Here is a 14,463-nt window from a genome sequence, read left to right on the forward strand (position 1 = left end):
TATTTTATCGTAGTGTTAATAATAAGTTGTTTATGATTGGGTAGGATATTATTGATTTACGCGCATTGCGTTCAACATACCTCCGTAAACTTTGTTCAATGCATTGATGTTTTCTGATAACGATTGCATTTCTTTCAGGAATTGCTCTGAGCTACCAGAAGATTTTTGCATCTCTTCGATAAACTGCTTATTAAGTTCTACTTGTTTTCTGCTATTCTCGATTTGTTGCGCATATAAGGTATTCAAAGAACTAATGTTTTCTGACGCCTTCAACATTTCTGCTCCATATTTTTCGGTAGAAGCAACGGCAGAAGTTGTAGTATTTAGCTCACTTACAGCCGATCCAAATTTATCCAATGATGTACGTAAGCGTTCGAAAACTTCTTTATCTAATTTTGCTTCAGCCAAAACTTTATCCAGCTCTGCTGTCAAATTATTTCCTGCTCCTACAACTGCTTGTGCAGAGCGATTTACTCTGGCTTTTCCATCTACCAGTTCTGGGTAAACAACTTCCCAATCATACTCTCCAGAAGGTTTATCAAAAAATGCAGCATACATAAAGACGAGTGCTTCTGCCACTAATCCGATTGATAAGATAATATTGGCACTAATCCCTAGAGGACTTGTATGCGTGATTTTACATAGTGCCCCAATAATTACTACTGCGGCGAAAAAGTTATAAAGAAAATTTGTTAATCTTTCTTGTTTTGTAGCTTGTGCTGCCATAATTGTGTTCTGTATTAAATTCTTATTTAGAGTATAGGTTTTCTTATTTCTTTCTTGTTCTAAAGTTTACTTTAGCTCCTTCTGGGAAAGGTTGTATTGTACGGAATCCGATATACGAGCGTGCAGAATCTTTATGTTCCCAATCGCGTGCAGAAACCATTAGTAAATACCCAATATCTTTCCACGATCCTCCACGTACGGCAATATTATTGTCACCATTTCGCCCGATACTTGGATTTAGTGTAGATGACATCTGATAAAATGATCTATTATACGGTGATAAAGTCCACTCGGCAACATTCCCCGCCATATCATACAAACCATAACCGTTTGGCTTAAAGGTTTTTACTGGAGCCGTATACATATAGCCTGTTTTTTTACCTTCGGTGATTTCCATATAGTCTCCACGTTTTGGTTTGAAGTTGGCTAAATAACATCCTCTATCGTCTGTCAGATAAGGACCTCCCCATGGGTATGGTGCATTTTGCAATCCTCCACGTGCTGCATATTCCCACTCGATTTCCGTAGGCAAACGATAATCGATTACTTTTTTAGCTTTTCCTCGTTTAGCCTTTCTGCTCAAAAAGTCATTATGTCTTTTGGTACGGTAGGCCGAAAAAGCCATTGCTTGATTCCAATTGACTCCAACTACTGGATAAGAAGCATATGCTTCGTGCCAAAAGTAGTTTTGATGCATCGGATCGTTGTATGAATAATTGAAGTCTCTTACCCAAACCGTAGTATCTGGATATACATTTACCACTTCTTCTCTACGGAAATCTATACGATATGCTCCTTGTTTTTTAGCCGCTGCTTCTTGGTCTACCCATACATAACTGTAATTTAGCTTACGGGTATCGATCAAACGCTCACCATTGAAACGCTCTTCTGGTGGATAATATAGGCCTTCCATTACTTCTGCATAATCCACATCTGGGTATTCGTATTTTTCCCACACCAAAGGTATGTCCCAATTCAACTTTCTTGCATCGGCATTTGTAGTTGCACTGCCTTCACGACCAGTAGAATTCATTTGTAGATACTCATCATACGGTGTTCCTTGTCCGTCTTGCGACCCAGATACAAAGCTATAACTTGCAATTCCACCACCGGTATTTCCGCCAGGATTCGTTGCATTAAACCCTAATTGTTCTGCTCTTTCCGCCAAGCGTGTCCGTGCAATTGAATCCTTTACATAACCAACAAAAATCTGATATTGCGAATTGGTAATCTCGGTATCGTCCATAAAGAAACCTGTTACAGAAACTGTACGCACCGGAGCATCGTTCTCAAATGTAAAATCGTAATCTGTTTGTCCTAACACAAATGATCCTCCTGGAATGGGCACCATCCCTTTCGGACGTTCTGGGCTCCATGCTGAAGATTGTTTAGAAACGATTTGACCATCGTTATTACCACTTCTTCCCATTTTTTTCAACTTATTACATGATGTAAAAGTTGCTGCTGACAATGATAATAACATGGTTGTTACCAAAATTCTTCTCATTCTACTTTGTTTTATTTTAAGCAAGTGTAAAACTATTAATTATTTATTATTTACAAAAAAATTTATTGCAATAGTACTAACGTTTAGTTTAATAGATTATTATCTTTTAATAAAATTTTTTAAAAGATTTCCAAAATCTATCAGGCACTTCGCCACGAACTGCTTGCATATAATCTTTTTTATGACAAGGTACCCGATGTATGCCATCTTCGGCCGTATCATTTAACCGTTTTATTTCTATCCACCACTGATTGGTATATAGATTATGGTAAAAAACTAAATCCTGTTCTACAGTAGGAACGTGAATTTTCTCGAAATAGTGTTCATCATCAAAACTAACTTTTTCGGGTTGATGATTTTGCCCATCTATAAAATACCAAATCATTTGCGAGAATAATAAATGATCGGGCAATCTGAATTTTTCTATATAATTATAGATATAGAGCGATTGCAGGCTATGACTGCTCCCCGCATAGCGGGTCAAGGCACATATTTCTCGAGCATTGAAACCGTTCGGTATCGGGCGAGGAGTCGAGAAAAAATCACTTGCCTGAATGGATGATAAGTCGATGGCCAGCAAATCCGACTCTCTTAAAAAAGGTTCTACTCGACGAATTTTTTTCATTAAATCTCCCAAACGAATCACATCAAAATTAAGATGCTCGATAAGATTTAGCTCTTCCTGTGCAACATAATAAGCCTGATGCCCAAAATGGGTATACTCGAACAAATTATGGGGTGGTTGACTGATTATTTTACTCAAAATATTTTCGCTATTGAGTATCTCAGTATCATCACCTAATCTAAATTTTGCATCGACAAGGCTCAGATTTACATTGTTCCTAATCCCATCAAATGAACGGTATTGGAAGTAAGTGAATTCTGGCAAATTACCGATGACTATAACAACAAATCCTTTTTTTAGCAGTCGCTGATGAACTTGATGAAAGGCGAAACAACTGTCCTCGAAAGTTGCTCCTGGCTCTATATCTCCAAAATCTACCAAAATAGAATCCCAATCTCCTTTTTTTAGTTGGTAGAATTCTTTGCGAATTAGCGTAAAATCGACATCGTAATCGTCGGTTTTTTCCTTTACACCAAAAAGGGCAATTTTTGTCTTGTTTTCTTCTTTCTCATCTTCAAAGTCATAATAAAAGTGTACATAATGTCCTACGCTATAGGGACTTTGAGAAAAAGCAAAACTCTGTAATTCTTCGTTTACCGGATTTAGAAATTCTTCGAACATTATTTCTTTTTAATGCTTTTCTGAGTCGTTGTTTTTGTTTTCTTAGCTGCAGTTTTTGTTTTGGTTTTATCAGAGCCTAACAGCTTCTTCACTTCATCCAACGTTAGCTCTACTACTGGTGTATCTTTGCTCAACTCTACTTTATTCTTACCATGAATCAGATTGAATCTTCCCCAACGGGCTTTTTCTATTCTAATTTCTTCTTCTACCCATTCGCGAACTACTCGCTCGCTTTCTTTTTGCTTTTTGGCCTCGATAAGCTCCTCAATATCAGCTTGCGAAAGATGATCAAAATCGTACTTCTTAGGCACATTGATAAACCATTCTTGCCATTTGATAAAGGGTCCAAAACGCCCTACTCCTTTGGTAACATCTTGCCCTTCGTATTGTGCAATTGGCGCATCGGCTTGTAGCTTTTCTTCTACCAACTCAGCTGCGCGTTCGAATGTTATATCCATCGGATCTTCTTCTTTCGGGATCGACACATATTTGGTATCGAATTTTACATACGGGCCAAATCGCCCAATATTCACCTCCAAATCATACCCTTTATAATTCCCCAATTTCTTTGGCAACTCGAAAAGCTTCAGGGCTTCTTCTAAGGTTACTTGATGAATAGATTGCGTTTTTAGTAAACTCGCAAATTTTGGTTTTTCTTCATCTTCGGCTTCTCCTATCTGGATCATCGGACCGAATCGTCCTATTCTTGCATATACTTTTTTACCCGAAACAGGATCTATACCCAACTCTCGTTCCCCGGTTGCTCTGTCTGCATTCTCTTTTACATCTTCTACTTGCGTATGAAATTTCTGATAGAATTGCTCGATCATTTTTGTCCATTGCTGTTTTCCTTCGGCAATTTTATCAAAACTCTCTTCTACATGCGCTGTAAAATCATAATCCAACACTTTCGAAAAATAATCTACCAAGAAATCGTTTACGACAATTCCGATATCGGTCGGTATCAGTTTTCGTCGATCCGCTCCATATACTTCGGTTTTTACTTCGGTTGTTATTGTGTCATTTTCCAGTTGTATAACGCGGTAATTCCTGTTTTTCCCCTCGATTTCACCTACCTCAACATATCCTCTATTTTGGATTGTCGAAATAGTCGGCGCATAAGTTGACGGTCGTCCGATACCTAATTCTTCTAACTTTTTCACCAAAGAGGCTTCGGTGTATCTTGCCGGCGCACGCGTAAATTTTTCTTGCCCTTGGATTATAGAAACGTCTAATTTTTCTCCTTTAGATACTTTTGGTAGGATAGATTTATCGTCTTCAATATCTTCGTCATCTAAACTTTCTTGATAAACTTTCAGGAAACCATCGAATACAATTATTTCTCCTTTGGCCTGGAATATTTGTTGATTTTTAGAGTTTTCTATATCAATTATTGTTCGTTCTAAATCGGCATTGGCCATTTGAGAAGCGACTGTTCGTTTCCAAATCAGATCATATAATTTCTTCATCGAAGCATCGGCCTGAATAGTTTGATTCTCGAAATTGGTCGGACGGATAGCCTCATGAGCTTCTTGTGCCGAAGTATTTTTATTGGTATATTTTCTTTTATAGGCGTATTTTTCTCCGAATAGCGTTTGAATAGTTTTTTTGATAGCCGACAAAGCATCTTCGGATAAATTCACGCTGTCGGTTCTCATATAAGTAATATATCCCGACTCGTACAATTGCTGGGCAACTCTCATTGTTCGCGAAACCGAAAAACCTAATTTTCTTGATGCTTCTTGTTGTAATGTAGAGGTTGTAAAAGGGGCAGAAGGTGATCTTTTTGCTGGTTTCTTCTGTAAATCTTTTACCGAATAGCTTGCTCCTACACAACTTTCTATAAATTCTTTTGCTTGATCAAAACTATCGAATTCTTGGGTTAGGCTGGCCGGTAATGTTTTGTTTTCTTCTGTCCTGAAAGTGGCAACAAAACAGAAAGTGGCTACCGGCTGAAAGTCTTGAATTTCTTTTTCACGCTCCACGATTAATCTTACCGAAACCGACTGTACACGCCCAGCAGAAAGTCCTGGTTTTATTTTTCGCCATAGAACAGGCGACATTTCAAACCCAACCAGTCGATCGAGTACACGGCGTGCTTGTTGTGCATTGACCAAGTTGATATCTATCGATCTTGGGTTTTCGATTGCATGTTGGATTGCTTTTTTGGTAATTTCGTTGAAAACGATACGCTTGGTTTCTTTTTTGTCTAATCCTAATTCATTATACAAATGCCATGCAATCGCTTCCCCTTCACGATCCTCATCCGATGCCAACCAGACAACTTTTGCCTTGTCTGATAAGCTTTTGAGCTTTTTAACTACTTCTTTTTTATCGGGCGTAACCTCGTAGTTGGGCTGAAAGTCATTGTCAATTTCTATTCCCATTCCTTTTTTAGGAAGGTCGACAACATGACCAAAACTTGACTCTACAATAAAATCATTCCCCAAGAAACCTTGAATGGTTTTTGCTTTGGCGGGAGACTCCACTATTACGAGATTTTTTGACATAGGATTGAGATATTTTTTTGCAAAAGTAACGACAAAAAAATAAACAGACCAAAAACTTATTTTTAGCTTGTTATCTAACTCCTTTTTATTGGTATGGATTTTTTATTTCGGTTTCGAAAAAATTTGCGTTTTCTATGATTTCAAAACCTATAATTTTTTTGTATAATACATACATAATAATATAAATCAGTGGATAGGCTGCTAATAAACCAACAATGCAAACTAAAAAACCTACAATTAAGATTAAGACCATTAAAAATAACATCCCAATGAATCCTGAAAAGTTTTTAGTGGTTACTCGGAAACTTGCTTTGATTGCCTGTAATGCATCTAGATTAGTAAACAAAGCAAAAGGAACACTTAACATCATTAATGCCGACAAAACAAAACCTGGCACGAAGCACAAACTAAACCCGATGTACATAAAAACAATAGACAACATGCTCAACGTAAATGATTTGAGAAATAGTCCATTTTTGTATGCGTAGAAAATATCGCCAAAAGCAATTACTTGTTTCTGATCTCTTTTATATGCCAAATAAACAACACCAAACATGATAGGATACAATAATGAAGCGAGAAGAAAATTTGCTATCACAGTCAATTTGTAATTAGTCTGATTGAATTGATCTACAAAAGCTTCCTGCAAAGATTCCAAATCGAGACGATCACTTTCTAACAATATTTGTATTTCGGTTTGGTCGACGGGAAAAATCATTCCGAGAACCATTGTCACTATAGTAGATAAAAAGAAATAGAGCAAGGTTGCAAAAACAGCATATAGAGCAACTTTACCAAATAGTTCCCACGCTTCGTTTAGAACATCACTTATACTGAAACGTGTTTTATCGGGTGTCAGCCCGTTTAATCTTTGTTGTACTTCTTGATTCATTTTTCTATTTTTAAATCATATCAAATCTAATAAATGTTAATATCAATGCAAAAAAAAAATATACTGCCAATGTGTCACCATTATTTTATATTTTTGCAAATTAATAGACTTCAAAAGAAATGCAAGCAAACGAAAAATATATAGACGAATCGAGACAAGGAGAAGCTCTAATGACATTGCCTACAAGAAATGCGAGCAAGAAATTATTTTTAGAAAGCTATGGTTGTCAGATGAACTTTTCCGACAGCGAGATTGTTGCCTCTATTCTCACCGAAGAAGGCTATCAGACTACAAATCAGGTCAATGAAGCAGATCTTATATTGCTTAACACTTGCTCTATACGCGACAAGGCAGAGCAAACTGTGCGTAATCGTCTCAACGCACTCAATGCCATCAAAAAACAAAATCCCAGTCTAAAAATCGGTGTACTTGGCTGTATGGCCGAACGCCTGAAACATAAATTTTTAGAAGAAGAACATTTGGTAGATATTGTTGTTGGCCCCGATGCTTATCGTGATTTACCAAATTTACTTACTGAAGTAGAAGACGGACGAGATGCAATCAATGTACAATTATCGAAAGAAGAAACTTATGCTGAAATTTCACCTATTCGTCTGGGCGGAAACGGTGTAACTGCTTTTGTTACCATTACACGCGGTTGCGATAACATGTGTACTTTCTGTGTAGTTCCTTTTACGCGCGGGAGAGAACGTTCTCGCGACCCACATTCTATTTTGCGAGAAATACAAGAATTGCATGAAGCGGGCTACAAAGAAGTTACGCTGTTAGGACAAAATGTAGACTCTTATTTATGGTACGGAGGAGGACCGAAAAAAGATTTCAAGAATGCAACTGAAATCCAGAAAGCAACAGCAGTAGATTTTGCACAATTGCTCGATATGGTAGCTATGCAATTCCCTTCGATTAGAATTCGATTCTCAACCTCGAATCCGCAAGATATGAAGGACAATGTATTAGAGACAATGGCCAAACATCACAACATTTGCAAATACATCCATTTACCTGTACAATCTGGCTCTACAACGGTTTTAGAAAGGATGAATCGTCAACATACTCGAGAGCAATATTTTGAATTGATTGATAAAATCAGAAAAATAATTCCGGATTGTGCCCTATCGCATGATATGATTGCTGGTTTCTGCGGAGAAACAGAAGAAGAGCATCAAGACACATTATCATTGATGGAATATGTAAAATACGATTTCGGATATATGTTTGCCTATTCTGATCGCCCAGGCACACCTGCGCATAAAAAAATGGCAGATGACGTACCTGCGGAAACCAAAAAAAGACGTTTGCAAGAAATCATTTCTCTTCAGCAACAACATTCTGCAGAACGCATGAAAGCTTATGTCGGCAAAACGCATGAAGTCTTGATCGAAGGAAACTCGAAAAAGGATGAAAATTATTGGTTCGGTAGAAATACACAAAATGCTGTTATTGTTTTTCCGAAAATTGAAGGAACCAGCGTTGGCGATTTTGTACAAGTATACGTACACGATTGCACTACCGCTACCCTATTAGGAGAAATGCAAAATCAAAACTAATTATCTTAGCAAACCATCAAGAAGATTAAAACAAACAATAAACCTCAAAAACACTATTCATGGATTCTCTGCAAACCATCAAACAACGTTTTGGTATTATCGGGAATAATATTGCACTAAACAGAGCGCTAGAAAAATCGATACAAGTTGCCCCAACCGATATTTCGGTCTTGGTGATTGGTGAGAGTGGCGTTGGAAAAGAATTCATCCCAAAAATAATCCACAACCAATCGGCCCGAAAACACAACCAATACATTGCAGTAAACTGTGGTGCAATCCCAGAAGGAACGATAGACTCTGAACTATTCGGACACGAAAAAGGTGCTTTTACAGGTGCTACCCAAACACGAAAAGGTTATTTTGAAGTCGCCGATGGAGGAACCATTTTTCTGGATGAAGTGGGCGAATTACCACTATCTACACAAGTCCGTTTATTACGCGTTTTAGAAACAGGAGAATTCATGAAAGTAGGTTCATCTGAAATGCAAAAAACCAACGTGCGAATTGTTGCAGCAACCAATGTAAAACTACAACAAGCCATAGAAAAGGGAAAATTTAGAGAAGATTTGTATTATCGATTAAACACCGTTCAGGTCGATATGCCTCCTCTGCGAGAACGGAAAGAAGATATTGTCTTACTGTTCAGAAAATTCGCTTCAGATTTTGCTCTAAAATACAGAATGCCTCATCTAGAACTTTCTCCAGAAGCAGCAAATTATATTACCAATTATTATTGGCCAGGAAATATTCGACAGTTGAGAAATTTTGCAGAACAAGTTTCGGTGGTAGAAAAAGAACGTGTGCTTTCGCTAGAAAAAACAATGAGCTATTTACCACAAAACACTTTACCAGTTTTGATGAACCAACAGAAAGAAAGCCAACAAACAGATTTTCGAGAACGAGATTTGCTCTACAAGGTTTTGTTTGATATGAAAAAAGATCTGAATGACTTACGTGCATTAACCCTGGATCTTATCAACCAAAAAGACAGCAATGGATTTTCGGGTAATACACAAGAACTGATAAACAAAGTTTATCAGAATAACCCGAGCGAAACCTTCAACAATCAATTAGGGATCATAACTTCGCCTTCCCAAAACGAAGTTGAAGCTCATCCGTACGAATATACCGATAGCGACGATTTTTACGAAATTCAGTCGATAGAAGAAGAACCCGTAAATTTATCGATTCAAGACACCGAAAAAGAACTCATCAAATTGGCTTTGGAGAAATACAACGGAAAACGCAAATTAGCTGCTGATGAATTGGGCATTTCTGAGAGGACATTATACCGAAAAATCAAACAATACAACTTATAATGATGAAGCAAAAACATTTCCTTTTTGTCGGATTCTGTCTCCTGAGTCTATTACTCAGCGCTTGTTACACTCTTTCGGGATCATCGATTAGCCGAGACTGGGACACTATTTACGTTGCAACCTTCCCCAACCGTGCTCCTTTGCAAAACCCTAATCTCTCGCAAGAATTTACGATAGAATTACAAGATATTTTCAGGAATAGAACCAAACTAAATCTTACCGATAATGAAGATGCCGACCTAATTATTGAAGGAGAAATCAACAATTATCAGGTAGCTTCTACCCAAATACAATCGACCACACAAGGCGAACAAGCTGCAAAAAGTAGATTGACAATTGGGGTTTCTGTACGATATATTAATAATAAGGACGAATCGAAAAGCTTCAATAAATCTTATTCTGATTTTGAAGAATTTGACGGCACACAAACACTATCTGAGGTAGAAGACGCTCTTGTTCCCGAAATTGTAAACCGTTTGAAGCAACAAATTTTTAACGATATTGCAATGGATTGGTAATGATGGAAACGCGACTTACTTTTTTATTAAAAAATCCGTTAGAGAGTTCTATTGATGACTTTTCTATGCTAAAAAAAAGTATAGAGAAATATCCATATTTTTATCAAATTAGAGCGATACAACTTTATGCACTAAAAAAAGAAAACCATCCTTCGTACGAAGATTTTTTACATCTCACTTCGCTGTATAGCCACAATCGAGCGGAATTGTATCATTATCTCCATACCCAAAAAAAGGGAGAAGAGCCGAATATTCCGACCGTCGTGAAACCTATTTTGGTTACGAAAGCAATTGCGAGCGAACCGATTGATTTGGTAGAAGAAATCGAGGATGAGGAAATCATCGAACCGAATACATTAGAAAATATTATAGAAAATGTTGTGCACCCTACCGAAAAACAAGAAGATGGCAAAGAATTAGCAGAACCTCACCCGAAAGAAATAATTTCTCCAGAAGAAGAGTTTGTAGACAAAATAAAAGAAGAAACACAGCCCAGCGAATCGGTCGGAACGGAAAATAAAGCGTTTGAAAACACAACCTCAGAAATAGTTGCGAATACAGTTGCTGAACAAAACATCAATCATCCTAGCAAAAAAAGTGAAAAAGCAACACAGACTGATGAAATGGCTTCGACATCTTTGGTCACCGAAAAGCATACTTTCTCTGATTGGTTAAAAATGGGGTCGACAAAAACAGAAAAAAAGGAAGAAGAAAAAGCAACAACAGCACAAAAAGAAAAACTAAAAATAATAGATACTTTTTTACAGAATGCTCCGCGAATCTTACCACTCGATAAAGATTTTAGCAGTAATACTCCTAAAACCCCACAAGAAGAACCACAAGAATTTTCTGAGTTGATGACGGAAACTTTGGCACAAATCTACACCGATCAACATAAATACGACAAAGCAATTCGAGCTTATAAAATTTTATGTTTGAAATATCCAAAAAAAAATGCTTACTTTGCAGACCGAATTCAAGAAATTGAAAATTTAAAAAATAAAAAATAACATACGACAATGGGTACATTTCAATTATTTATGGTGATTATTATTGCCTTATGCGTCATCCTTACGTTAATCGTTTTGTCTCAAAGCCCAAAAGGAGGCGGTTTATCCTCTACATTTGGAGGCAGTAGCGGAGGACAAATGTTTGGAGTACAACGTACGAATAACTTTTTGGACAATGCAACCTGGACTTTTGCTGCATTGATTACGGTGCTAATTATTGCTGCGAATGTTTTGCAAGAAAACCCCAATGCACGCCCTAGATTGAAACAAACTCCACAAACGCAGGCTCCTGCATCACCAAATATGCCGATACAGCAAGATACCACAACTGCACCAAATTCGGAGGCCGAACCATCGAAATAATAATAAAATAAATATTTTCTTGTAAAAAGTCTTAAGCAATTAAGACTTTTTTGTATTTTTATAGAAAATTTAACGCAATAATTATGAAGAAAAGATTTATTCTATTTTCAATGTTAGGACTTTTAATGTCGGGAGTAACCTATGCTCAACAGAATCATTGGAAATCAGTAAATGAAGCTCAATTTAGAGGGGTAGAATTAGTAGAAAGACTTTCTACACCTTCAGAATACAAGTTATTCTCTTTGAATACAGATAATCTATTAAGCGAGCTACAGACTATCCATGGTAAAAATATTAACAAAATTATCAGCTTACCAAATGAAGATGGCACTTTTACCCAATACAATGTACGAGAAGCCTCTATCATGCATCCTGACTTACAGGCGAAACATCAAAATATTCGATCTTATTCAGGAAAATCAATAGATGGGCAAGCAAATATTCGTTTTAGCTATTCACCATACTTTGGGTTAAGTGCAATTATTTTCCGTGCGAATGGAACAACATCGTACCTCGATGCCTATACAGCAGATTTAAACACCTATATTACTTACGAGAGATCTACGATAGAAAATAAATTAACTGATTTTACTTGTCATGCGGATCATGATTTTGAAAATCAAATCATCGAACAATCTATCGCAAACGCACAAAACCGTGATATGACCGTTGTAGATGGTAAATTACGAAAATATCGTTTAGCTTTAGCTTCTACCATTGAGTATTCTGCATTTCATATTGGGCGAGCAAACGCACAAAATGAATCGACAGCAGTAAAAAAAGAAGTAGTACTAGCCGCAATGAATGTAGCTATGACTCGTGTAAACGGTATATATGAAAATGAAGTAGGTGTAACAATGGAACTTATCCCGAATAACACAGACATTATTTTTATCGACTCTGACAACTATACCAATAATAACGGATACACAATGTTAAGTGAAAACCAAACAACTATTGATCAAGTTATTGGTAAAGACAATTATGACATTGGACACGTTTTCTCAACTGGAGGTGGTGGTATCGCTAGACTACAGAGCCCTTGTAATGATGGTGTAAAAGCAATGGGTGTTACTGGCTTAGGCGCTCCTGTAAATGACGCATTCTATGTAGACTTCGTAGCACACGAAATGGGACATCAATATGGAGCTCCTCACACATTCAACAACTCTTGTAGTGGGAACAGATCAGGAGGTACTTCTGTTGAGCCAGGAAGTGGAAGCACAATTATGGCATATGCAGGTATTTGCCCACCGAACGTACAAAGAAATAGTGACCCATATTTCCATACAGTGAGTGTATCGAATATTTATAATTTTATTAGAAATGGAGGCACATGTTCTGTTGACACAAACACTAACAACTCTGCTCCTACTATTTCTTCTGATAAATCAATGTACTTTATTCCTCATTCAACAGCTTTTGTATTAAATGCTACAGCTGAGGATGCGGATGGCGACTCATTAACATATAACTGGGAACAAACTGATGCACAGATATCAACTCAACCACCATTATCTACAAGCACTTCAGGACCAAATTTCCGTTCACTACCCCCTGAAGAAGTTTCATACCGTTATTTCCCGAACCTAAAAAGCATTGTAGACGGAAAGTTAGTATTCACATCAAACCCTGATTCTAGTAGACAAAACAGTTGGGAAGTTATTGCTTCTGTAAAAAGAGATTACAATTTCTCTTTATTAGTAAGAGACAATAATCCTATTGGCGGACAAACAGCACGTAAAAACTTTTTAGTTAGAGTACAAGATGTAGGACCATTTAAAGTTACCTCACAAGCCACTGCAGAAGTTTGGGATGCACAAGAAAACCCACAAGCAACCATCACATGGGACGTTGCAGGAACAGATGCTAACAGTATCAACGCTACAGAGGTTGACATCTTCTTATCATTAGATGGTGGGAAAACTTTCGACAAAGAAATTGCTAAAAATGTACCAAACACCGGAAGCTATACATTCAATATTCCTGCAGGATCTGATACCACAAAAGCAAGAATAATGGTAAAAGCTTCTGACAATATCTTCTTAGCAGTAAACAGTGCGAACTTTACCATCAAAAATGCTTCAATGGGTGTGAACGATGCGTCTTTACAAAAATCAACGCACATAAGCCCTAACCCATCGAATGGAGTATTTGAGGTAAAAACAGCTAAAAACGCTAAGTTAGTAAGTGTAGAAATTCACGATGCAACAGGACGCAAGGTTTTCGAAAACTTGAATCCTAAAAACATTCGTTTTGATGTTACGAAATTAACAAACGGAGTTTACTTAGTAACCGTGAAAACGGACAAAGGAACCGAAACACAAAAACTAATCATCAAAAAATAAACTCGTACGTTTATAAAATAAAAATGCCATGTTGTCAGACAACATGGCATTTTTTATCCTTAACATTTTCAAAATGTCAGTAAATATCCAATGGCACACTTTTCGAAATAGAATAGACTGAAATAAAAAAACAGAAAAACATTAAGATATGTCACAATTAAACATTAAACCATTAGCAGATCGTGTGGTTATTGAGCCATCACCTGCAGAAACGAAAACAGCATCAGGTATTATCATCCCAGATTCAGCAAAAGAAAAACCGCAAGAAGGAACTGTCGTTGCCGTTGGAAATGGGAAAAAAGACGAACAAATGACTGTTGCTGTAGGAGACAAAGTTTTATATGGTAAGTATTCAGGCACGGAACTAAAATTAGATGGCAAAGATTATCTAATCATGCGTGAAGCAGATATTTTAGCGATCATCTAATCCAAACATATCCTAAAAAAAGAATAACT

Annotated in this window: 12 protein-coding genes; 7 read left to right on the forward strand and 5 right to left on the reverse strand. The window is 37.0% G+C overall.

The window, feature by feature from the left end; translation table 11 throughout:
* Positions 1-48: 48 nt before the first annotated feature.
* The 5 genes from porL to WEEVI_RS02800 all read right to left on the reverse strand — a co-directional run bounded on the left by porL (position 49) and on the right by WEEVI_RS02800 (position 6,881).
* Positions 49-726 (reverse strand): type IX secretion system motor protein PorL/GldL, encoded by a 678-nt coding sequence (gene porL / locus WEEVI_RS02780; protein ID WP_013597661.1) that lies wholly within the window; start codon positions 724-726, stop codon positions 49-51.
* Between the two features lie 43 nt (positions 727-769).
* Positions 770-2,233 (reverse strand): T9SS ring complex lipoprotein PorK/GldK, encoded by a 1,464-nt coding sequence (porK, locus tag WEEVI_RS02785; protein WP_013597662.1) that lies wholly within the window; start codon positions 2,231-2,233, stop codon positions 770-772.
* 106 nt (positions 2,234-2,339) lie between these two features.
* Positions 2,340-3,479: an arginase family protein gene (locus WEEVI_RS02790; protein WP_013597663.1), complete on the reverse strand. Its 1,140-nt coding sequence runs from the start codon at positions 3,477-3,479 to the stop codon at positions 2,340-2,342.
* Positions 3,479-5,989, reverse strand: coding sequence for a type I DNA topoisomerase (topA, locus tag WEEVI_RS02795; protein WP_013597664.1), 2,511 nt, complete (start codon positions 5,987-5,989; stop codon positions 3,479-3,481). The genes WEEVI_RS02790 and topA overlap by 1 nt, the downstream gene beginning before the upstream one ends.
* 85 nt (positions 5,990-6,074) lie before the next feature.
* Entirely contained in the window at positions 6,075-6,881 is an 807-nt protein-coding gene (locus WEEVI_RS02800; RefSeq protein ID WP_013597665.1) for a DUF2189 domain-containing protein, read from the reverse strand.
* A gap of 119 nt (positions 6,882-7,000) precedes the next feature.
* Between WEEVI_RS02800 and miaB the strand changes: the two genes are divergently transcribed.
* The 7 genes from miaB to WEEVI_RS02835 all read left to right on the forward strand — a co-directional run bounded on the left by miaB (position 7,001) and on the right by WEEVI_RS02835 (position 14,434).
* Positions 7,001-8,449, forward strand: a complete 1,449-nt coding sequence (gene miaB, locus WEEVI_RS02805; RefSeq protein ID WP_013597666.1) for a tRNA (N6-isopentenyl adenosine(37)-C2)-methylthiotransferase MiaB — start codon at positions 7,001-7,003, stop codon at positions 8,447-8,449.
* A gap of 59 nt (positions 8,450-8,508) precedes the next feature.
* Positions 8,509-9,768 carry a sigma-54 interaction domain-containing protein gene (locus tag WEEVI_RS02810; RefSeq protein ID WP_013597667.1) on the forward strand — a complete coding sequence of 420 codons (1,260 nt, stop codon included), beginning with the start codon at positions 8,509-8,511 and terminating at the stop codon, positions 9,766-9,768.
* Positions 9,768-10,286: an LptE family protein gene (locus WEEVI_RS02815; protein ID WP_013597668.1), complete on the forward strand. Its 519-nt coding sequence runs from the start codon at positions 9,768-9,770 to the stop codon at positions 10,284-10,286. Before WEEVI_RS02810 ends, WEEVI_RS02815 begins: the two co-directional genes overlap by 1 nt.
* A 2-nt stretch (positions 10,287-10,288) precedes the next feature.
* A complete protein-coding gene (locus tag WEEVI_RS10880) occupies positions 10,289-11,296 on the forward strand; it encodes a DUF8458 domain-containing protein (RefSeq protein ID WP_070486080.1) in 1,008 nt (335 codons plus the stop codon).
* Between the two features lie 9 nt (positions 11,297-11,305).
* Positions 11,306-11,659, forward strand: coding sequence for a preprotein translocase subunit SecG (secG, locus tag WEEVI_RS02825; protein ID WP_013597670.1), 354 nt, complete (start codon positions 11,306-11,308; stop codon positions 11,657-11,659).
* An 83-nt stretch (positions 11,660-11,742) separates the two neighbouring features.
* On the forward strand, positions 11,743-14,007 hold the full coding sequence (locus tag WEEVI_RS02830) for a zinc-dependent metalloprotease family protein (RefSeq protein WP_013597671.1): 2,265 nt from the start codon (positions 11,743-11,745) through the stop codon (positions 14,005-14,007).
* A gap of 148 nt (positions 14,008-14,155) precedes the next feature.
* Entirely contained in the window at positions 14,156-14,434 is a 279-nt protein-coding gene (locus WEEVI_RS02835) for a co-chaperone GroES (protein WP_013597672.1), read from the forward strand.
* Positions 14,435-14,463 lie beyond the last annotated feature (29 nt).

This window comes from Weeksella virosa DSM 16922 (assembly GCF_000189415.1).
Taxonomy (GTDB): domain Bacteria; phylum Bacteroidota; class Bacteroidia; order Flavobacteriales; family Weeksellaceae; genus Weeksella; species Weeksella virosa.